General features: G+C 70.6%; 20 protein-coding genes and 1 riboswitch. Of the genes, 11 read left to right on the top strand and 9 right to left on the bottom strand.

Features of this window, described 5'->3' with window-relative positions; translation table 11 throughout:
- The first annotated feature begins 18 nt into the window (after positions 1–18).
- From ADL08_RS00660 to rplI, 3 genes are read left to right on the top strand one after another with little or no spacing between them, the layout of a single operon-like run.
- Positions 19–618 (top strand): single-stranded DNA-binding protein, encoded by a 600-nt coding sequence (locus ADL08_RS00660; RefSeq protein WP_053640002.1) that lies wholly within the window; start codon positions 19–21, stop codon positions 616–618.
- Positions 619–675: 57 nt separating this feature from the next.
- On the top strand, positions 676–912 hold the full coding sequence (rpsR, locus tag ADL08_RS00655; RefSeq protein ID WP_005315025.1) for a 30S ribosomal protein S18: 237 nt from the start codon (positions 676–678) through the stop codon (positions 910–912).
- Between the two features lie 18 nt (positions 913–930).
- Positions 931–1,377, top strand: a complete 447-nt coding sequence (gene rplI, locus ADL08_RS00650; protein WP_053640001.1) for a 50S ribosomal protein L9 — start codon at positions 931–933, stop codon at positions 1,375–1,377.
- 128 nt (positions 1,378–1,505) lie between these two features.
- On the opposite strand, the gene ADL08_RS00645 is transcribed toward rplI, so the two are convergent.
- The gene (locus ADL08_RS00645; protein ID WP_053640000.1) at positions 1,506–2,843 is read right to left on the bottom strand and encodes an MATE family efflux transporter; all 1,338 of its coding nucleotides are present in this window, start codon (positions 2,841–2,843) and stop codon (positions 1,506–1,508) included.
- Between the two features lie 439 nt (positions 2,844–3,282).
- Between ADL08_RS00645 and dnaB the strand changes: the two genes are divergently transcribed.
- Both dnaB and ADL08_RS00635 read left to right on the top strand, forming a co-directional pair.
- On the top strand, positions 3,283–4,743 hold the full coding sequence (dnaB, locus tag ADL08_RS00640) for a replicative DNA helicase (protein ID WP_063885203.1): 1,461 nt from the start codon (positions 3,283–3,285) through the stop codon (positions 4,741–4,743).
- 60 nt (positions 4,744–4,803) lie between these two features.
- A complete protein-coding gene (locus tag ADL08_RS00635) occupies positions 4,804–6,186 on the top strand; it encodes a serine hydrolase domain-containing protein (RefSeq protein WP_053640103.1) in 1,383 nt (460 codons plus the stop codon).
- Between the two features lie 65 nt (positions 6,187–6,251).
- Here ADL08_RS00635 and ADL08_RS00630 read toward each other — a convergent pair whose 3' ends face one another.
- From ADL08_RS00630 to ADL08_RS00620, 3 genes are all read right to left on the bottom strand, one after another.
- On the bottom strand, positions 6,252–6,704 hold the full coding sequence (locus ADL08_RS00630; RefSeq protein ID WP_053639998.1) for a GNAT family N-acetyltransferase: 453 nt from the start codon (positions 6,702–6,704) through the stop codon (positions 6,252–6,254).
- A 36-nt stretch (positions 6,705–6,740) separates the two neighbouring features.
- Positions 6,741–7,199 (bottom strand): MarR family winged helix-turn-helix transcriptional regulator, encoded by a 459-nt coding sequence (locus ADL08_RS00625; protein WP_053639997.1) that lies wholly within the window; start codon positions 7,197–7,199, stop codon positions 6,741–6,743.
- 217 nt (positions 7,200–7,416) lie between these two features.
- Positions 7,417–8,280 (bottom strand): GNAT family N-acetyltransferase, encoded by an 864-nt coding sequence (locus ADL08_RS00620; protein ID WP_053639996.1) that lies wholly within the window; start codon positions 8,278–8,280, stop codon positions 7,417–7,419.
- Positions 8,281–8,531: 251 nt separating this feature from the next.
- Between ADL08_RS00620 and ADL08_RS00615 the strand changes: the two genes are divergently transcribed.
- Positions 8,532–9,830: a globin domain-containing protein gene (locus tag ADL08_RS00615; RefSeq protein WP_234351947.1), complete on the top strand. Its 1,299-nt coding sequence runs from the start codon at positions 8,532–8,534 to the stop codon at positions 9,828–9,830.
- A gap of 46 nt (positions 9,831–9,876) precedes the next feature.
- Here ADL08_RS00615 and ADL08_RS00610 read toward each other — a convergent pair whose 3' ends face one another.
- The 4 genes from ADL08_RS00610 to ADL08_RS00595 form a co-directional block, all read right to left on the bottom strand.
- Positions 9,877–10,356, bottom strand: coding sequence for an NUDIX domain-containing protein (locus ADL08_RS00610; protein ID WP_053639994.1), 480 nt, complete (start codon positions 10,354–10,356; stop codon positions 9,877–9,879).
- A gap of 55 nt (positions 10,357–10,411) precedes the next feature.
- Positions 10,412–11,308 (bottom strand): LysR family transcriptional regulator, encoded by an 897-nt coding sequence (locus ADL08_RS00605; RefSeq protein WP_053639993.1) that lies wholly within the window; start codon positions 11,306–11,308, stop codon positions 10,412–10,414.
- A 235-nt stretch (positions 11,309–11,543) separates the two neighbouring features.
- Positions 11,544–12,716, bottom strand: a complete 1,173-nt coding sequence (locus tag ADL08_RS00600) for a cystathionine gamma-lyase (RefSeq protein WP_053640102.1) — start codon at positions 12,714–12,716, stop codon at positions 11,544–11,546.
- A 9-nt stretch (positions 12,717–12,725) separates the two neighbouring features.
- A complete protein-coding gene (locus ADL08_RS00595) occupies positions 12,726–13,103 on the bottom strand; it encodes a phage holin family protein (protein WP_053639992.1) in 378 nt (125 codons plus the stop codon).
- 51 nt (positions 13,104–13,154) lie between these two features.
- Here ADL08_RS00595 and ADL08_RS00590 point away from each other — a divergent pair, with 51 nt between their 5' ends.
- The 4 genes from ADL08_RS00590 to ADL08_RS00575 all read left to right on the top strand — a co-directional run bounded on the left by ADL08_RS00590 (position 13,155) and on the right by ADL08_RS00575 (position 15,478).
- Positions 13,155–13,472 (top strand): cupin domain-containing protein, encoded by a 318-nt coding sequence (locus tag ADL08_RS00590; protein ID WP_053639991.1) that lies wholly within the window; start codon positions 13,155–13,157, stop codon positions 13,470–13,472.
- Between the two features lie 202 nt (positions 13,473–13,674).
- Positions 13,675–13,893 carry a DUF5326 family protein gene (locus ADL08_RS00585; protein WP_053639990.1) on the top strand — a complete coding sequence of 73 codons (219 nt, stop codon included), beginning with the start codon at positions 13,675–13,677 and terminating at the stop codon, positions 13,891–13,893.
- Positions 13,894–14,134: 241 nt separating this feature from the next.
- Positions 14,135–14,899, top strand: a complete 765-nt coding sequence (locus tag ADL08_RS00580; RefSeq protein WP_078967889.1) for an IclR family transcriptional regulator — start codon at positions 14,135–14,137, stop codon at positions 14,897–14,899.
- Positions 14,900–15,037: 138 nt separating this feature from the next.
- Complete coding sequence (locus ADL08_RS00575; RefSeq protein WP_053640100.1) at positions 15,038–15,478, top strand: SsgA family sporulation/cell division regulator; 441 nt, start codon at positions 15,038–15,040, stop codon at positions 15,476–15,478.
- A gap of 140 nt (positions 15,479–15,618) precedes the next feature.
- Here the strand turns inward: ADL08_RS00575 and ADL08_RS00570 are convergent, their stop codons facing one another.
- Complete coding sequence (locus tag ADL08_RS00570) at positions 15,619–17,037, bottom strand: YibE/F family protein (RefSeq protein ID WP_420709539.1); 1,419 nt, start codon at positions 17,035–17,037, stop codon at positions 15,619–15,621.
- 71 nt (positions 17,038–17,108) lie between these two features.
- A riboswitch (TPP riboswitch) is annotated at positions 17,109–17,255 on the top strand.
- Here ADL08_RS00570 and thiC point away from each other — a divergent pair.
- Positions 17,249–19,018 carry a phosphomethylpyrimidine synthase ThiC gene (gene thiC, locus ADL08_RS00565; protein WP_053639988.1) on the top strand — a complete coding sequence of 590 codons (1,770 nt, stop codon included), beginning with the start codon at positions 17,249–17,251 and terminating at the stop codon, positions 19,016–19,018. Its footprint overlaps the riboswitch before it by 7 nt.
- Positions 19,019–19,071 lie beyond the last annotated feature (53 nt).

Genomic DNA, 19,071 nt, shown 5'->3' with positions numbered 1-19,071 from the left:
CCGCCGAGAGGTTCCCCCATGGCAGGCGAGACCGTCATCACGGTCGTCGGCAATCTTGTCGACGACCCCGAGCTGCGCTTCACCCCGTCCGGTGCGGCGGTCGCGAAGTTCCGTATCGCGTCCACCCCCCGCACCTTCGACCGCCAGACCAACGAGTGGAAGGACGGCGAGAGCCTCTTCCTCACCTGCTCGGTCTGGCGTCAGGCGGCGGAGAACGTCGCCGAGTCGCTCCAGCGAGGCATGCGCGTCGTCGTGCAGGGTCGGCTCAAGCAGCGGTCCTACGACGACCGTGAGGGCGTCAAGCGCACGGTCTACGAGCTGGACGTCGAGGAAGTCGGCCCCAGCCTCAAGAACGCCACGGCCAAGGTCACCAAGACCACCGGTCGCGGCGGCCAGGGCGGATACGGCGGCGGCGGCCAGCAGGCCGGCGGCGGTGGCGGTGGCGGCTGGGGTGGAAACTCCGGCGGTGGCCAGCAGGGCGGCGGCGGTACTCCCGACGCCGACCCGTGGGCGACCGGCGCTCCCTCCGGCGGCGGCGGCCAGCAGGCCGGCGGCGGTGGCGGTGGCGGCTGGGGTGGGAACTCCGGCGGCGGCTACTCGGACGAGCCCCCCTTCTAGGGCACGCCCTCGAAGCAGCTCGTACCCAAAACTTCTTGATCACACAGGAGAAACACCATGGCGAAGCCGCCTGTGCGCAAGCCTAAGAAGAAGGTCTGCGCGTTCTGCAAGGACAAGACCGCGTACGTGGACTACAAGGACACGAACATGCTGCGGAAGTTCATTTCCGACCGCGGCAAGATCCGTGCCCGCCGCGTGACCGGCAACTGCACGCAGCACCAGCGTGACGTCGCCACGGCCGTCAAGAACAGCCGTGAGATGGCGCTGCTGCCCTACACGTCCACCGCGCGATAAGGAAAGGGTGACCGACTAATGAAGATCATCCTGACCCACGAGGTTTCCGGCCTCGGTGCCGCTGGCGACGTCGTCGACGTCAAGGACGGCTACGCTCGCAACTACCTGGTCCCGCGCGGTTTCGCGATCCGCTGGACCAAGGGTGGCGAGAAGGACGTGGCGCAGATCCGCCGCGCCCGCAAGATCCACGAGATCGCGACCATCGAGCAGGCCAACGAGATCAAGGCCCAGCTCGAGGGCACGAAGGTGCGCCTGGCCGTTCGCTCCGGCGACGCCGGCCGTCTCTTCGGCTCCGTGACCCCGGCCGACATCGCCTCGGCGATCAAGACCGCGGGTGGCCCGGACGTCGACAAGCGTCGCGTCGAGCTCGGTTCGCCGATCAAGACCCTGGGCTCGCACCAGGTGTCCGTGCGTCTGCACCCCGAGGTCGCCGCGAAGCTCGGCGTCGAGGTCGTCGCCGCGTAACGCTGCCCCGGCAGTGCTCGTGCATGAAGGAAGGGCCGTACCCCTCGGGGTGCGGCCCTTCCGCCGTTTCACGTGAAACGGGATCGTGCGGATCCCACGGGGCCATGGGCCGTACGGAGCCCGCGGGATCAGCGGGTGGCGCCCGTGACGATCCAGCGGCCCGAACGGGAGCGGAGCCAGAGCGTCAGCATCCGGACCGCCATCATCAGCGTCATCGCCCACCAGACCGCGGTGAGACCGCCGCCGAGGGCGGGAACGAGCAGGGCGACCGGGGCGAAGACGGCGAGGGTCAGCAGCATGGCCCGGGCCAGGTAGGGACCGTCTCCCGCACCCATGAGGACACCGTCGAGGACGAAGACCACTCCGGCGATCGGCTGCGAGACCGCGACCACGAGCAGGGCCGGGAGCAGGGTGTCCTGGACCGCGGTGTCACCGGTGAAGAGCGGGATGAACAGAGGGCGGGCGAGGACCAGGAGCGCGCCGAGCACCACTCCGGAGACCACGCCCCACTGGACCATGCGGCGGCAGACCTGTCGGGCGCCGGCCGGGTCGTCCGCGCCGAGGTAGCGGCCGATGATGGCCTGGCCCGCGATGGCGATCGCGTCGAGGGCGAAGGCCATCAGGCTCCACAGGGACAGGATGATCTGGTGGGCGGCGACCTCCGTGTCCCCCAGCCGGGCGGCGACGGCCGTGGCGATCATCAGGACCGCCCGGAGCGAGAGCGTACGGACGAGGAGCGGGACGCCGGCCCGGGCGGAGGCCCGGATGCCGGACGCGTCGGGACGCAGGGAGGCGCCGTGGCGGCGGGCGCCCCGCACGACCACGGTGAGGTACGCGACGGCCATGCCGCACTGGGCGATGACCGTCCCCCAGGCGGAGCCCGCGACGCCGAGCCCGGCTCCGTAGACCAGGACGACGTTGAGCACGCCGTTGACCGCGAAGCCGCCGATCGCCACGTAGAGCGGTGTACGGGTGTCCTGGAGGCCGCGCAGGACGCCGGTGGCGGCCAGGACCACCAGCATGGCGGGGATGCCGAGGCTGGAGATCCGGAGGTAGGTGACGGCGTGGGGGGCGGCGGTGTCGGAGGCGCCGAAGACGTCGACGAGCCAGGGCGCGGCGGGCAGGGTCAGCGCGACGACGGCGGCGCCGAGGAGGAGCGCGAGCCAGATGCCGTCCATGCCCTGCCGGATGGCGGCCGGAAGGTCGCCCGCGCCCACGCGCCGGGCGACGGCCGCCGTGGTGGCGTAGGCGAGGAAGACGAAGACGCTGACGGCGGTGGAGAGCAGGGCCGCGGCGATCGCGAGACCCGCGAGCTGGGGGGTGCCGAGGTGGCCGACGATGGCGCTGTCGACCATGAGGAAGAGCGGCTCGGCGACGAGGGCGCCGAAGGCCGGCAGGGCGAGGGAGACGATCTCGCGGTCGTGCTGACGACGGACGGCCTTGGGGGTCGGGGGAGCCTGACTCATGGAAGCAATCTAATCTTCCACAGGTAAGAGATACAAGGCGTGGATGACCCTTACCTGTGGACGGCGGAGAGCTTCGGATGTGGGCCGTTTGTTCTGATCTTGGCCCGGGAGGAAAACTTTTTCTCCCCCACAGCCGGTGGACGGTGAAAGCCCAGGTCAGATGGGTGGTGTGGAGAGCGGTATGAGTTTGTCCACAAGGCTGTCCCCTGGTCTGTGCACAGGATCCGGCAAGTTCTCCACAGCATCTGGGTGTTCACCCACAGGGCCTGTGGATAACTGGATTGGCTGGAGCTCTCCACAGGCCTACCCTGGTCCGTCGCCCGATGTCCCGGAAGCGGTCGTGAAGCCACTCTCTGATCAGGTCCGTGGCGTGAAAGAGTGGCACGGCTAGGTCCGCGGAGCGGACGGAGGAGGTGGCTTGGTGAGCGTTCCCGAGGCCCTGGACGACCCCTGGGCCGACAGTGGACCGAGCGACCGGCTGCCCACCCGTACCCGAGGCGAACGCGGTCGCGGCCGCGGGCGCGACGACCAGCACGAGCGGGGCGGCGAAGGCCCCTGGGACGGCGGACTCTCCGGGTTCGAGCGCGTCCCCCCGCAGGACCTCGACGCCGAGCAGTCCGTCCTCGGCGGCATGCTGCTCTCCAAGGACGCCATCGCGGACGTCGTGGAGATCATCAAGGGCAACGACTTCTACAAGCCCGCGCACGAGACCGTGTACGCGGCGATCCTCGACCTCTACGCCAAGGGCGAGCCGGCCGACCCGATCACGGTCGGCGCCGAGCTCACCAAGCGCGGCGAGATCACCCGGGTCGGCGGAGCCTCCTACCTCCACACCCTGGTCCAGTCGGTACCGACCGCGGCCAACGCCTCGTACTACGCCGAGATCGTCCACGAGCGCGCCGTCCTGCGCCGCCTCGTCGAGGCGGGCACCAAGATCACGCAGATGGGGTACGCGGCCGACGGGGACGTCGACGAGATCGTGAACTCGGCCCAGGCCGAGATCTACGCGGTCACCGAACAGCGCACCACCGAGGACTACCTGCCGCTCGGCGACATCATGGAGGGGGCGCTCGACGAGATCGAGGCGATCGGCTCCCGCAGCGGCGAGATGACCGGTGTGCCGACCGGCTTCACCGACCTCGACTCGCTGACCAACGGACTGCACCCCGGTCAGATGATCATCATCGCGGCCCGACCCGCCATGGGTAAGTCGACGCTCGCCCTGGACTTCGCCCGCGCGGCCTCCATCAAGCACAACCTGCCCAGCGTCATCTTCTCCCTCGAAATGGGCCGCAACGAGATCGCGATGCGCCTGCTCTCGGCCGAGGCCAGGGTCGCGCTCCACCACATGCGTTCCGGCACGATGACCGACGAGGACTGGACGCGGCTGGCCCGCCGGATGCCGGACGTCTCCCAGGCCCCCCTCTACATCGACGACTCGCCGAACCTGTCGATGATGGAGATCCGGGCGAAGTGCCGGCGGCTCAAGCAGCGCAACGGCCTCAAGCTCGTCATCATCGACTACCTCCAGCTCATGCAGTCGGGCGGCTCGAAGCGCCAGGAGAGCCGTCAGCAAGAGGTCTCCGACATGTCGCGAAACCTCAAGCTCCTCGCCAAGGAGCTGGAACTGCCGGTGATCGCGCTCTCCCAGCTGAACCGTGGCCCCGAGCAGCGCACCGACAAGAAGCCGATGGTCTCCGACCTGCGTGAGTCCGGCTCGATCGAGCAGGACGCCGACATGGTGATCCTGCTGCACCGCGAGGACGCCTACGAGAAGGAGTCCCCGCGCGCGGGCGAGGCGGACATCATCGTGGGCAAGCACCGAAACGGCCCGACGGCCACGATCACCGTCGCCTTCCAGGGCCACTACTCCCGCTTCGTGGACATGGCCCAGACCTGACGGGGCTCGTCGTGACCGGGGCGGAACCGTCGGGGCGCGGGATCGCGTTGGATGGGGGTCATGACGACATTTTTCGAAGCTTTGCTGCCCGGGACCGAGCGGGCCCTGCTGCACCGGGTCGCGGTGGCCCAGGCCGAAGGGCGGACGCCCTCCTTCGTGGGAGCGGTGGTCCGTGACGGGGCGCTGGTGTGGAGCGGGGCGCGCAGTTGTGTGGACGGGCATGCGCCCGACGCCGACACGCAGTTCAGGATCGGCTCGATCACCAAGGTCTTCACCGCCGTTCTGGTGATGCGGCTGCGGGACGAGGGGATCCTCCGGCTGGACGACCCGCTGGAGCGGCACCTCAAGGGGACGGGCGCCGGCGAGGTGACGATCGCTCAACTCCTCGGCCACAGCGCCGGGCTCGCGGCCGAGACGCCCGGCGCGTGGTGGGAGCGTTCGTCCGCCACGCTGCGGCCGGAGCTCTCCGACGTCTTGGGGGAGCGGCCCTTCCTCCGGCCGCCGGGGCACCGCCACCACTACTCCAACCCCGGCTACACGCTGCTCGGTTCACTGGTCGCGGAGCTGCGCGGACGGTCCTGGGAGGAGGCGCTGCGGCGCGAGGTCCTGGAGCCGCTGGGGATGGACCGCACGACGGTCGATCCGGTGGCTCCGCACGCCGGCGGCTGGGCGGTGCACCCCTGGGCCGACGTGATGCTGCCCGAACCGTCCGAGGACCTCGGCCTGATGGCGCCGGCGGGGCAGCTCTGGTCGACGGCGGCCGACCTCGCCCGGTTCGCCGCGTTCCTCGCGGAGGGGCACGAGGGGGTGCTCGGCGCGGCCTCCGTGGCGGAGATGCGCGCTCCGGCCTCCCCGGCCGGCGAGGGGGAATGGGAGGGCGGCTACGGGCTCGGCCTCCAGCTCCTCCGCAGGGACGGCCGGACCCTGATCGGCCACACCGGCTCCCTGCCGGGCTTCGTCGCCTGCCTGTGGGTGAGCGTGGAGGACGGCCTCGCGGGGATCGCCCTCTCCAACGCCACCTCGGGGCCGTTGGCGGCGGCTGTGGCCGCCGATCTCGTACGGATCGTGGCGGAGGCCGAGCCGAGGTTCCCGGAGCCGTGGCGACCCCTCCCCGAGGCGGAGGTCGACGAGGAGCTGCTGGCCCTGACCGGACCCTGGTACTGGGGCACGTACGCCTACGGGCTGCGGCTCGGGCCCGAGCGCGGTGTGGTGCTCGAACCCCTGCGGGGCGCCGGACGGCGGGCCCGGTTCCGGGCGCTGCCCGGCGGCGGCTGGGTCGGGCTGAACGGCTATTACGAGGGAGAGACGCTCCGGGCGGTGCGGCGCCCCGACGGAAGCGTCAGCCACCTCGACCTCGGCTCCTTCGTCTTCACGCGTGAGCCGTACGAGCCGGGCGACGCGGTGCCGGGAGGCGTGGACGAGGCAGGTTGGCGCGGCCTCTGAACCCGGGTGGCCGTTTCACGTGAAACCGGGTGTTTCACGTGAAACGGCGCACCGGGGCGGGAGAGTCAGAGGGACTTCTTGAAGCCCACGTGGGACGCCTCGAAGCCGAGCCGCTCGTAGAAGCGGTGGGCATCGGCACGGGTGACGTCGGAGGTCAGCTGGACGAGGCTGCACCCCTGTCGGCCGGACTCCTCGACGGCCCACTCGATGAGCCGCGTCCCGAGGCCGCTGCCGCGCTCGTCGGCGTGGATGCGGACGGCTTCGATGATCGAACGGGTGGCCCCCTGGCGGGAGAGTCCCGGAACGATCGTCAGCTGAAGGGTGCCGATGACCTTGCCCCCGCGGACGGCCACGACGGGAAGCTGGTGGGGGTCGTTCGCCAGACGCTCGAAGGCGGCGAGGTACGGGGCGAGGTCGCCGGGGGATTCGCGCTGCGCGCCCAGGGGGTCGTCGGCGAGCAGGGCGACGACGGCCGGGAGGTCTTCCACGGTGGTCGGACGTATCTCAAGATCGCTCATGGGACGCAGCGTACGTCCGACCGTTTCCGTACCGGGTCAGACGGGGGCGCCCACACCCTCCACGACCTGGACCAGCGGGGCCAGCTCGGGGTTCTCGGCCGCTTCGTCGAGGGCCTCGCGCAGGGCGCTGTCGTTGGTGGGGCGGGCCTCTTCGAGGAGCTTCAGGCCCTCCTCGGTCACGTCGGTGTAGATGCCGCGCCGGTCGGTGGCGCAGAGGTACCGGGTGAGCAGACCGCGGTCTTCGAGCCGGGTGACGAGCCGGGTGGTGGCGCTCTGGCTGAGCACGACCGCGTCGGCGACCTGCTTCATCTGGAGGTGGCCGCCGGGGCCGCTGTGCTGGCGGCTGAGGACGTCGAGCAGCGAGTACTCCCGCACACTCAGGCCGTGACGGGACTCCAGGGCGCGCTCGATGTGGGACTCGATCCTGCCGTGCAGCAGGGAGAGGGCGCACCAGCGCTGGGAGAGCGCGGTGAGGGCGGGGTCCGTCGCGGTCATGGTCTCTCCTCGGTCTCTCCTCGGCACCGGAGCGGCTCGTGTCCCAGGGTAAAGGATGAGACGCAATAGTGGGCGTCTGCAAGTAAATCTGTCCCGGATGCCCGGATGCCCGGATGCCCGGATGCCCGGATGCCCGGATGCCCGGATGCCCGGAGCCGCACGAGGGCCGCGCCGGTCGAGGGTCGTGCCGACCGGCTCCGGGGCGTCGTACCGGGCCCTATCCGGCCGCGACCGTGAGAGGGGCGAAACGGCGGCGCCAGTCGCCGGGGAGGTCCGGCAAGGAGCGGACCATCACCGCGTTCGTGGCGATCGGGTCGATGCCGTTCTCCTTCGCCCAGCTCAGCAGGGACGTGTGGCGCACGTCGATGTCCGTGCGCAGGGGCCGGTCGGTGGCGGCTGCCAGGGAGGCGATCAGCGCCTTGGCCGTGGCCGGGTCCCGGGCGATCAGCGGTCCGACGACATGCGTGTCCATGTTGGGCCAGGCCGCCGCGAAGCCCGTGACCTCGCCGTCCTCCTCCGCGACCCGGAGGTGGTCCGCGAAGGCGGGGAGCCGGGTGATCACGGGGGTGCGGTCGAGGCCGAAGACCTCCAGGTCCAGACGGAGGATCGCCCGGAGGTCCTCCGCCGTGGCCGGGCGGACCGGGACGGCCGGAGCGGGCGTGGTGAAGGTGAAGCGCCCGCGCACCATCTCCGCGCGGCCCGTCTGCGTGAAGCCCAGCTGTTCGTAGAGGGGCTGCCCGTTGGCCGTGGCGTGCAGGGTGAGCGGGGTGTCCCCGGCCTCCTCCAGGACGTACCGCATGAGCCGGCGTCCCACCCCTTGGCGTGCGTACCGCTCGGAGACGAGCACCATGCCGATCGCGGCGAGCCCCGGACCGTAGGAGGTGACCACGCAGCAGGCGAGCAGCCCCTTCCCTTCGGGGTCGTCGATGCCGTACCCGGTGCCGGCGGTGAGCAGGAAGCCCCACTTGTGCTCCTCGCGGGGCCATTCCCGGTTCTCGGAGAGGTCGGCGCAGGCGAGGAGGTCGTGGGGGGTGAGGCGCCGGACGGGAAGCTGTGCCAGGGCGGCGGGAGAAATCGGCATGCCTTTCAGGCTGTCCGACACGGTGATCTTCCGTCCACCGCTTTACCGGATCCGGTCGACCTCCAGAGGTGTGTTCGTCCCGTCCCGTGGCATACGGACGATGTTTCACGTGAAACCCGGAGCGGGGCCGGCCCGGCCCGCCCGGCTCCGATCCACCGGAGGATCTCTGAATCACCCACCGGAGGAGCCCTGATCACCCACCGAAAGAGCCCTGGCCCAAAACACCGCAGCCTAGCCAGGAAACCGGCCCTATGGATCGAGAACACCACTTTCCGTCCCCGAAGGCGGTCGGACCCCTCATGCTGCGTTCACGGAAGCCCGGCCGGCATGAGGCGAGGCACATGATGGATGCTCCGACCACCACGACGGACGCGAAGGACGCGGACGAGCACGAACCCCCGGCGGTGGACGGGAAGGAACGCCCGATGTCCCGAGGCCCCTCCGCCGACGCGGTCCTCGTCCGCCGCACCATGGCGGAGATCGCACCGGTCGCCGACCGGGTGACCTCGTACTTCTACGCCCTGCTCTTCGTGCGGCACCCCGAACTGCGCGACATGTTCCCCGTCGCCATGGACACCCAGCGGGACCGGCTGCTCAAAGCCCTGCTGACGGCGGCCGAGCACCTGGACGACGCCCCGGTCCTCACCGCGTACCTGGAGAACCTCGGCCGGGGGCACCGGAAGTACGGCACCCACTCCACCCACTACCCGGCCGTCGGCGAGGCCCTCGTCGGAGCCCTCGCTCGGTACGCGACGACGACCTGGGACGACGCGACCCAGGCGGCCTGGGTGCGCACGTACACGACGATCTCCCAGATCATGATCGACGCGGCGGCGCAGGACGAGCGGTCCGCACCCGCCCGGTGGCACGCCGAGGTGGTCTCCCACGACCTGCGCACCCCGGACGTCGCCGTCGTCACGCTCCGGCCCGACCAGCCCTATCCCTTCCTCGCCGGGCAGTACACGACGCTGGAGACCCCGTGGTGGCCGCGGATCTGGCGCCACTACTCCTTCGCCTCGGCGCCGCGGCCGGACGGGTTGCTCTCCCTCCACGTGAAGGCCGTCCCGGCCGGCTGGGTGTCCAACGCGCTGGTCCACCGGGCGCGCCCCGGGGACGTCCTGCGGCTCGGGCCGCCGAGCGGCTCCATGACGGTCGACCACTCCACGGACACCGGCTTGCTCTGCCTGGGTGGCGGTACGGGCATAGCACCGATCAAGGCCCTGGTGGAGGACGTCGCCGAGCACGGGGACCGGCGGCCGGTCGACGTCTTCTACGGGGCGCGCAGCGGTCACGACCTCTACGACATCGACACGATGCTGAGGCTCCAGAAGACCTTCCCGTGGCTCTCCGTCCACCCGGTCACCGAGGCGCAGGGGCGCCTCCCGGACGCCGTCTGCCGCTACGGGTCCTGGGGCGGACGCGACGCCTACCTCTCGGGTCCGCTGGGCATGGTCCGGCGCGGGGTGGACGCGCTGCGGGGAGCGGGAGTCCCCTCGGAGCGCATCCGCCACGACTTCCTCGCCGAGCTGGCCCCCGCGACCTCCGGCTAGCCCGGCCCGGGCCGTCCCGGAACGGATCGGCCCGGCCCGGGTCCGGTCAGCCCAGGTCCGGGGCGTGCATCGCGCGGACTCCCTCGATGTTGCCGTCGAGGTAGTGGCGCAGGGAGAGCGGGACGAGGTGCACGGCCGCGATGCCGATCCGGGTGAAGGGAACCCGGACGATCTCGTACTCGCCGACGGGCTCCTCCATCTCGGGCCCGTGCCGCAGGGAGGTGTCCATGGACCCGAGCCGGCACACGAAGAAGTGCTGGACCTTCACCCCGGAGAGCCCGCCGTCCACGATGTGCTCGACGGTGTCGACGAAACAGGGCACCACGTCGGTGATCTTGGCCCCGAGCTCTTCGAGCACCTCGCGGTGCAGGGCCTCGACGACGGTGGAATCGGTGGGCTCCACGCCGCCGCCGGGCGTGAGCCAGTAGGGATCCATCCCCGGCTTGGTCCGCTTGATGAGGATGAGGTCGTCCCCGTCGAGCAGGATGGCGCGTGCGGTGCGCTTGATCACGGGCCGTTCGGTCATGTGAAGAAAATGGCCCGTTCGGAGGGGGCTGAAACGCGTCCTTCCCCGCGGGGGCTCACCAGTCCCCGGCGGCGCTCAGCAGCGCCTCGTGCGCCAGGGCGAGGTGCGCGAGCGCGAGCGTTCCCGTCCGTACGACCAGGAAGTAGGTCCGCAGCGGGGGCACCGGGGGATCGAGGAGCGCCACGAGCCGCCCCTGCTCCAGTGCCTCCTCGCAGAGGTAGCGCGGCAGGACGGCGAGCCCCGACCCGGAGGCGGCGGAGTCCCGCACGGCCCGCAGGTCGGGGGCGATCACGGTGGCGGCGGCGGCCGGCCCGGTGTCGAAGACGCTCGCCCAGTAGCGGGACACGAACGGCAGCGACTCGTGCACCTCGACCACCGGAAGCTGCTCCAGGACCACGGCGCCCTTGCTCAGGAGCACCTCGGGGGAGAGCCGGGCCGCCCAGCGCGGCGCCGCGACCAGGACGTGCTCCTCGTCGCAGAGCGGGGTGGAGACGAGCAGACCGCCGCGCGGGCGGGCGGTGGTGATGGCGAGGTCGTGGTGGCCGGCGGCGAGCCCGTCGAGGACCTCCTCCGTGGTGACGGGGAAGGAGGTCCGCACGGCGAGGCCCCGGCCGACCAGCGGGGTGAGGGCGGGCAGGACGCGGAGCGCGGTGAACTCCGGGGGGCCGGCGACGTGGAGGGTCCGGACGCCGCTCTCCTCGTCGAGCCCGGTCTCGGTGATCTCGACGAGGGCGTCCAGGTGCGGGGCGGCGCGGTGCGCCAGCTCGTCGCCGATGGTGGTCGGGGTGACGCCCCGCGCCCGTCTGAGGAAGAGGGGCCGTCCCAGCTGCCGTTCGAGCGTCCGGATCTGGCTGGTGACCGCGGGCTGCGAGAGGCCCAGGAGGGCGGCGGCCCGCGTGAAGGAGCCGGCCCGGTGCACCGTGACGAACGTCCGCAGCAGGGCAAGATCCATGTCCGCCCCCTCCCGGCCGTGCGGCCGTTCGACTCAGGCGGTCGGCTGACAGCGCCTCAGGAACGTCCAACTATAAATAAGTCGATAGGTCTCTGTCGCTACCGTGATTGGACACTGACGCTCGGTCAACTAGCCTTGTGCAGACGGTTTCCACACGTGGAACCGAGGGCGTTCCGAGCCACGAGGGGGGAGGCTCGGAGCGCCCCGCTCCACAGGGGAGACCCGTACCCGCTGCTCAGCCGGTCGAACCCGCCTCGTCCAGGGCGCGCAGTACGTCGGCGATCAGGTCCTCGGGATCCTCGGCGCCGACGGAGAAGCGGATGAAGCCCTCCGCGACCGCGTCCCCGCCCCAGCGTCCGCGCCGCTCCGCCGTGGAGCGCACCCCGCCGAAACTGGTGGCGTCGTCCACGAGCCGCAGCTCCTCCAGGAACCGCTCGGCCCGCTTCCGGTCCGCCAGCTCGAAGGAGACCACCGGCCCGAAGCGCCGCATCTGCCGGGCGGCCACCGCGTGCGAGGGGTCGTCGGGCAGCCCCGGGTAGCGCAGCCCGGTGACGTCCGCCCGCCCGGCGAGCGTCCGTGCCAACTCCAGGGCGGTCGAGCACTGGCGGTCGATCCTCAGCTGGAGCGTGGCGAGCGAGCGGTGCGCGAGCCAGGCCTCCATGGGGCCGGGAATGGCGCCGACGATCTTGCGCCAGCGCCGCACCTCCGCCGCCCGCTCGGGATCGCGGCAGCTCACGTGCCCGAGCAGGACGTCGCCGTGCCCGGTCATGCCCTTGGTGTCGCTGGCGACGGAGAAGTCCGCGCCCAGCTCCAGGGGCCGCTGGCCGAGGGGGGTGGCGAGGGTGTTGTCGACGGCGACGAGCGCGCCCGCGGCGTGCGCCTCGCGCACCAGACGGCGGATGTCGCAGACGTCGAGCCCGGGGTTGGACGGGGTCTCGATCCACAGCAGCCGGGCCCCTTCGAGGACGGCGAGCTGACCGTCGTCCCCGGTCGGGGCGGTGCGGACCTCGACCCCGTACGCCCGCAGCTGCTCGTGGAGCAGGGGGAGCGCCTGGTAGCCGTCGGCCGGGAGGACCACCGCGTCGCCGGACTTCAGCTGGGAGAGGAGGACGGCGGAGACGGCGGCCATGCCGGAGGCGAAGACCAGCGTCTCGACGCCCTCCTCCCCCGGCGCCTCCAGCTCGCCGATCGCCCGTTCCAGGTGGGTCCAGGTGGGGTTCTCGTCCCGGCCGTAGGTGTACGGGCCGGTCGGCTCGCCCGGCAGGTGGAAGTGTGCGGCGAACACCGGACCCGGGAGGGTCGGTTCGTACTTCACCGGCTCGGGCAGTCCGGCCCGCACCGCGCGGGTCCCGTCGCCGAGCGCGGCGGCCTTCCGGCCGGGGCCGGAGGTGTGTTCCTCGTGCGTCACGGTGCCCACTCAGTCCTGGTCGGGGAGCACGACGTTCAGTGCCCAGGAGACGACGGAGATGATCAGGCCGCCCAGGACCGCGGTCCAGAAGCCCTCCACGTGGAAGCTGAGGTCGAGCTTGTCGGCCAGCCAGGAGGTGAGGAGCAGCATCAGGGCGTTCACCACGAGGGTGAACAGGCCGAGCGTCAGGACGAAGAGGGGAAGCGTGAACAGCTGGACTACCGGCTTCACCAGGAAGTTCACCAGCCCGAAGACCAGGGCGACGAGAATGAGGGACAGGGTCTTCTTGCCGGTGCTCTCACCGGTCAGGGTGATGTCCTGGAGCAGCCAGATGGCCACTCCCAGGGCGCCCGCGTTCGCGAGCGTCTTGACTACGAAATTCATCATGTGTCTGATCGTGGCAGACGTGATCGGAACGAAGGCAGGGGCTGACGGGCGATGAAGGCATTCCGGCTGGACGAACTGGAGGCGGAGCGTGCCGCGAACAAGGGCGCGTACCTCCAGTTCCTGCGGGAGCGGAACATGTCGGTCGGCCTGTACGCGCTCGACGCGGGGGAGCTCGACCCGCAGCAGCCGCACCGGCAGGACGAGGTGTACTTCGTGGTGAGCGGCCGGGCGGCGATCACGGTCGGGACGGAGACGACCCAGGTGGCGCGCGGCAGTGTGGTCTACGTGCCGGCCGGGGTGGAGCACAGGTTCCACCACATCAGCGAGGACCTGCGGGTCATGGTGGTGTTCTCGCCCCCGGAGGGCTGAGCGGCCCGCTGGCCCGCTGGACTCCAGACCGCCGGACCCGGACCCCGGAGGCCGGATCGGGGAAGCGGAGCCCGATCCCCCTAGGGGTCGGATCAGGGGAGAGCGGGGGCCCCACGGCCCTCCACGGACCCTTCGGACGCCTAGCCTTGAGGATGTTCGGCGCGGAGTGCGCGGGACGGACCTTCGGAAGCGAGGTAGGACGATGGCCGTACGGGAGATGCTCGCGGGAATGCCCTGGTGGGTGAAGTGGGTCGCCATACCCGCCCTCGCCCTGCTCGTCTTCGGCGGGCTGATCACCAGCGTCCTGACCTTCGTGATCGGCCTCCTCTTCAAGGTGCTGCTCTTCGTGGCCCTCGTCGCCGGACTGATCTACGTCGTACGGAAGTTCAGCTCCTCCGGCCGGTCGCGCGAGGACTGGTAGCACAAGCTACTCATCGGTATGGCGACAAGGGAGAGTGTTAGCCCGGGCGGGGGAACGGGCCGGGCTGAACGGGGTGGGGGCCCAAGGGCTGCCACTACAGTGGAATCTCTCCGCCGCGATGGGGACTACAGGCGTAGACCTCCTTACTGACCAGCGGTTTCCCAGGCCCGGCGGGCGCGGGGGCGGCCCCCGCGGGCGGGTGCGACGCATCCGTCGTCACGCCTGGGGGTGACCTTTGGCCATGGCTACGCAGACGACCGCTCCTACCCTGATCGGCTCGGTGCAGCGTGCGCTGAGACTTCTGGAGGCCGTGGCCTCCCATGCGGACGGTGCCCCGGCGAAACAGCTCGCCCGTGAGACCGGCCTTCCGCTGCCCACCACGTACCACCTGCTCCGCACCCTGACGCACGAGGGCTATCTGCTCCGCGAGAAGGGCGTGTTCGTCCTGGGGGACGCCGCCGTCAGGCTGGCCGGCGGCGCAGCCGTGCAGAATCGTCGCATCAAGATCGAAAACTCCCTCGCCCGCTGGCGGGACGAGATCGGCGTCCCGATCTACTTCGCCGTCTACCGGGAGGGAGAGGTCGAACTCGTCGCCGTCGCCGACACCCCCTCCACCCCCGCGGTGGAGGAGTGGGCCGATTTCCGCGAGACGGCGCACGCCCATGCGATCGGACAGTGCATCTTGAGCCAACTTGATCCGGGAACTCGTCAAGACCACCTTGACCGCCACCCGGTGGAATCCATCACCCCGTACACGGTGAGTAACCGAAGTGCCCTTTTGGATCGTTTGGGCGGTTTGGGGAGAATGGAACCCCTGGTGGAGCGTCAGGAATATGCGCTCGGCACGGTCTGTGCCGCAATCCCCCTCACTGTGGGCTCCGCAGCGGCCTCCATGGCCATTTCCCTCCCCCTCCACCAGCAAGAACGGTTGCTCCCAGCAGTCGAGCGACTACGCACAGAGATCGGAACGCTCTTCGGGTCACTCGCGTTCTCTATCAGTATCTGAAAAATCACTCCTTGTGATCTGCTAGTGCTTACAGCACGATTGCGTCAAGAGGGCCACGGGGGATCATTCCTGGCCGTTTCGGTCACAGCTTTCAGCAGCTGTGTTTACACAACTGCTTGATCTACTGCGGGGTACATGATGCGAGAGTCGGTTCAGGCCGAGGTCCTGATGAGCTTCCTCGTCTCCGAGGAGCTCTCCTTCAAGATCCCGGTCGAACTGCGGTACGAGGCCCGGGATCCCTACGCGGTGCGGATGACGTTCCACCTCCCCGGGGACGCACCCGTGACCTGGGCCTTCGGCCGTGAACTGCTGCTCGACGGGATCAACCGGCCGAGCGGGGACGGCGATGTGCACATCGCGCCGACCGAGCCCGAGCGGCTCTCGGACGTCTCCATCCGGCTCCAGGTCGGCGGCGACCGCGCCCTGTTCCGGGCCAGCGCGCCACCGCTCGTCGCCTTCCTCGACCGTACGGACAAGCTGGTTCCGCTCGGTCAGGAACGGACGCTCGGTGACTTCGAGGACAACCTGGAGGCGGCGCTGGGCCGGATCCTGGCCGAGGAGAACGCCGGGCCGGCCTGAAACGGGCGCACCGTCACCGAGCCGTTCCGATCCGGACCCTTCCGCGTGGCCGACCCCCCGAGCCGGCGCGCCGACGGACCGGACGTACCACCCGGTGTGTGCGCATCACTTGGCGCGTGCGCATCACCGGTGCGTGCGCATCACTTGGCGCGGCGGCGGCGTCCGCCCCGTGCCGCCGAGGGCTTCCGGCCGCCGGTCCCCGGGCGGTCGGTGCCCTCCGCGCGGTCGGCGGAGACCACGAGCGCCGCGAGCGCCGTGGTGACCGGGACGGACGCCACCAGACCGATCGATCCGACCAGCGTCCGGACGATCTCCTCGGCCACCAGCTCGCTGTTGGCCACCGCCCCCATGCTGCTCTGCGCGATGGAGAAGAGCAGCAGCAGCGGCAGGGCGGCGCCCGCGTAGGCGAGCACCAGCGTGTTCACGACCGAGGCGATGTGGTCGCGGCCGATCCGGATCCCCGCCCGGTACAGGCCGCGCGGCCCCATGCCCGGGTCGGCCTGGTGCAGCTCCCAGACGGCCGAGGTCTGGGTGACCGTCACGTCGTCGAGCACACCGAGCGAACCGATGATCACACTGGCCAGCAGTAGACCGGACATGTCGATGTCCGGATAGAGCCCGTGGATCAGACCGGTGTTGTCGTCGGTGTTGCCGCTGAGCGAGGCCCAGCCGATGAAGAGCGAGCCGAGCAGCCCGATGAGCAGCAGCGAGATCAGCGTGCCGAGCACCGCGACCGAGGTGCGGGCCGAGAGGCCGTGGCACATGTAGAGCGCGATCAGCATGATCGCGCTCGCCCCGACCACCGCCACCACCAGCGGATTCGACCCCTGCAGGATCGCGGGCAGGATGAAGAACATCAGCACCAGGAAACTCACGGCGAGCGCGACCAGGGCCATGAGCCCCCGCATCCGCCCGACCGCCACGACCGCGAGGGCGAAGATGCCGGCGAGCACCGCCAACGGCACCTTCCGGTTCACGTCCGTCACCGAGTACTGGAGGTCGTACGGGGCGTCGGGGGCGTACGCCACCACCACGCCCTGACCCTCCTCCAGTTGTCGCGGTGCGCCCGGCTGCACGATCTCGGTGAACTCGCGCCCCTTGTTCGCGCCGGTGGTGACCTCGATCTTCGCCCTCTTGCACTCCCCCTGCTGGGCCTCGACCGCCTCGCGTCCCTCCGGGGTGGAGGTGTCCCCGGTCGGCGGGACCTGACCGGCGTTCACGGTCTTGCAGTCGACGTGCTCGACGGAGACGACCTTGCCCTGCTCGGTCTGCCGGTCGAAACCGACGCCGGTGCGCTCGTGCGGCGGGGCGCCGCCGGGCCACAGGACCGCGAGGCCGACCAGGACGGCGGTGGCGAAGGGGACCAGGACGGCGGCGATGACCTTGCGCAGATGCCGGGACACGGGCGCGGCGGGCCCGTGGCTGTGCCCGTGTCCGGCTCCAGGACCGGGACCGTGCCCGGATCCGTGCCCTGCTCCGTCGCCGGATCCATGGCCGTGGGAGGCGCCCGGACCGTGGGAGTGGTCGTGTGGCTCGGGGGTCTGCTGGGGGGAAGTCACCGACCGATCATCGCAAGAACGGCGGGGGCCCACTGTTCAGCACGCCCGGGAGGGCGCTAGCGTGGTGGCACCTTTGCACACGCGGGAGCTCGGAGCACCGGGCTGAGAGGGCGCTGATCACCGTACGCGCGTACCGACGTACGTACGGGAAGAGGCTGCGCCGACCGCCGAACCTGTTACCGGGTAATGCCGGCGTAGGGAGATCGGTCTCATGACCATTCAGGACGCACGCACGCCTGCCACCAGCCAGGAAGGCCGCACGCCGGGCTGGCACAAGGGATACGTCCAGGGATCGCGCCCCGACCTGCGGGTGCCGGTCCGTCAGGTGCACCTCACCAACGGCAGGGACGTCACGCTGTACGACACGTCCGGCCCGTACACCGACCCCACCGTCGACACCGACGTGCGGCGGGGCCTGCCGCCGCTGCGCGAGAACTGGATCATCGCGCGCGGTGACACCGAGGAGTACGCGGGCCGCCCGGCCCGTCCCGAGGACGACGGCATCAAGCACACCTCGCCGCGCGGCGGCGGGCTCAAGAACCTCGACGCCGTCTTCCCCGGCCGCCCCCGCCTGCCGCGCCGGGGCCGCTCCGGCCAGGCGGTGACGCAGCTGGCGTACGCCCGCCGTGGCGAGATCACGCCGGAGATGGAGTACGTCGCGATCCGCGAGAACGTCTCCCCCGAGGTCGTGCGGGAGGAGATCGCGGCGGGCCGGGCCGTCCTCCCGGCGAACGTCAACCACCCGGAGATCGAGCCGATGATCATCGGCAAGCGGTTCCTGGTGAAGGTCAACGCCAACATCGGCAACTCCGCCGTCACCTCCTCCATCGAGGAGGAGGTGGAGAAGATGACCTGGGCGACCAAGTGGGGCGCCGACACGGTCATGGACCTGTCCACCGGCCGCAACATCCACACCACCCGTGAGTGGGTGCTGCGCAACTCCCCCGTGCCGATCGGCACCGTCCCGCTCTACCAGGCCCTGGAGAAGGTCGACGGCAGGGCCGAGGAGCTGAACTGGGAGATCTACAAGGACACGGTGATCGAGCAGGCCGAGCAGGGCGTCGACTACATGACGGTGCACGCCGGCGTCCTCCTGCCGTACGTGCCGCTCACCGCGCGCCGCAAGACCGGCATCGTCTCGCGCGGCGGCTCGATCATGGCCGCCTGGTGCCTCGCGCACCACCGGGAGAACTTCCTCTACACGCACTTCGAGGAGCTCTGCGAGATCCTGGCGGCGTACGACGTCACGTACTCGCTCGGCGACGGTCTGCGGCCCGGCTCGATCGCGGACGCCAACGACGCCGCCCAGTTCGCGGAGTTGAGGACGCTCGGCGAGCTGAACACGATCGCCAAGCGCCACAACGTCCAGACGATGATCGAGGGCCCCGGGCACGTCCCGATGCACAAGATCAAGGAGAACATCGACCTCCAGCAGGAGATCTGCGAGGAGGCGCCGTTCTACACCCTCGGCCCGCTGACCACGGACGTGGCGCCCGCGTACGACCACATCACCTCCGGCATCGGCGCGGCGATGATCGCCTGGTGGGGCACGGCGATGCTCTGCTACGTGACGCCCAAGGAGCACCTGGGCCTGCCCAACCGCGACGACGTGAAGACCGGCGTCATCACGTACAAGATCGCGGCCCACGCGGCGGACCTCGCCAAGGGGCACCCGGGCGCCCAGGAGTGGGACGACGCGCTCTCGGACGCGCGCTTCGAGTTCCGCTGGGAGGACCAGTTCAACCTGGCGCTCGACCCGGACACCGCCCGTGAGTTCCACGACGAGACGCTGCCGGCGGAGCCCGCGAAGACCGCGCACTTCTGCTCGATGTGCGGTCCGAAGTTCTGCTCGATGAAGATCTCCCAGGACATCCGCCGCGAGCACGGCGGCACGGAGCAGGAGATCGAGGCCGGCATGGCGGAGAAGTCGAAGGAGTTCGCGGCGAGCGGCAACCGGGTCTACCTGCCGCTGGCCGAGTAGGAACCCGCCCGCGTACGGACCGGCCCGCGACCCCGGGGGAGTCGCGGGCCGGT

Source organism: Streptomyces sp. NRRL F-6492, from assembly GCF_001280125.1.
Classification (GTDB): domain Bacteria; phylum Actinomycetota; class Actinomycetes; order Streptomycetales; family Streptomycetaceae; genus Streptomyces.
The sequence above is the reverse complement of the archived record's forward strand: the minus strand, read 5'-3'. Positions and strand labels throughout refer to the sequence as shown.

Excerpts from the sequence above, each read along its gene's own strand:
- ADL08_RS00660 (WP_053640002.1), top strand. The coding sequence starts at position 19 with ATGGCAGGCGAGACCGTCATCACGGTCGTCGGCAATCTTGTCGACGAC.
- rpsR (WP_005315025.1), top strand. The coding sequence starts at position 676 with ATGGCGAAGCCGCCTGTGCGCAAGCCTAAGAAGAAGGTCTGCGCGTTC.
- rplI (WP_053640001.1), top strand. The coding sequence starts at position 931 with ATGAAGATCATCCTGACCCACGAGGTTTCCGGCCTCGGTGCCGCTGGC.
- ADL08_RS00645 (WP_053640000.1), bottom strand. The coding sequence starts at position 2,843 with ATGAGTCAGGCTCCCCCGACCCCCAAGGCCGTCCGTCGTCAGCACGAC.
- ADL08_RS00635 (WP_053640103.1), top strand. The coding sequence starts at position 4,804 with ATGACGACATTTTTCGAAGCTTTGCTGCCCGGGACCGAGCGGGCCCTG.
- ADL08_RS00630 (WP_053639998.1), bottom strand. The coding sequence starts at position 6,704 with ATGAGCGATCTTGAGATACGTCCGACCACCGTGGAAGACCTCCCGGCC.
- ADL08_RS00625 (WP_053639997.1), bottom strand. The coding sequence starts at position 7,199 with ATGACCGCGACGGACCCCGCCCTCACCGCGCTCTCCCAGCGCTGGTGC.
- ADL08_RS00620 (WP_053639996.1), bottom strand. The coding sequence starts at position 8,280 with ATGCCGATTTCTCCCGCCGCCCTGGCACAGCTTCCCGTCCGGCGCCTC.
- ADL08_RS00615 (WP_234351947.1), top strand. The coding sequence starts at position 8,532 with ATGGATCGAGAACACCACTTTCCGTCCCCGAAGGCGGTCGGACCCCTC.
- ADL08_RS00610 (WP_053639994.1), bottom strand. The coding sequence starts at position 10,356 with ATGACCGAACGGCCCGTGATCAAGCGCACCGCACGCGCCATCCTGCTC.
- ADL08_RS00605 (WP_053639993.1), bottom strand. The coding sequence starts at position 11,308 with ATGGATCTTGCCCTGCTGCGGACGTTCGTCACGGTGCACCGGGCCGGC.
- ADL08_RS00595 (WP_053639992.1), bottom strand. The coding sequence starts at position 13,103 with ATGATGAATTTCGTAGTCAAGACGCTCGCGAACGCGGGCGCCCTGGGA.
- ADL08_RS00590 (WP_053639991.1), top strand. The coding sequence starts at position 13,155 with ATGAAGGCATTCCGGCTGGACGAACTGGAGGCGGAGCGTGCCGCGAAC.
- ADL08_RS00585 (WP_053639990.1), top strand. The coding sequence starts at position 13,675 with ATGGCCGTACGGGAGATGCTCGCGGGAATGCCCTGGTGGGTGAAGTGG.
- ADL08_RS00580 (WP_078967889.1), top strand. The coding sequence starts at position 14,135 with ATGGCTACGCAGACGACCGCTCCTACCCTGATCGGCTCGGTGCAGCGT.
- ADL08_RS00575 (WP_053640100.1), top strand. The coding sequence starts at position 15,038 with ATGCGAGAGTCGGTTCAGGCCGAGGTCCTGATGAGCTTCCTCGTCTCC.
- thiC (WP_053639988.1), top strand. The coding sequence starts at position 17,249 with ATGACCATTCAGGACGCACGCACGCCTGCCACCAGCCAGGAAGGCCGC.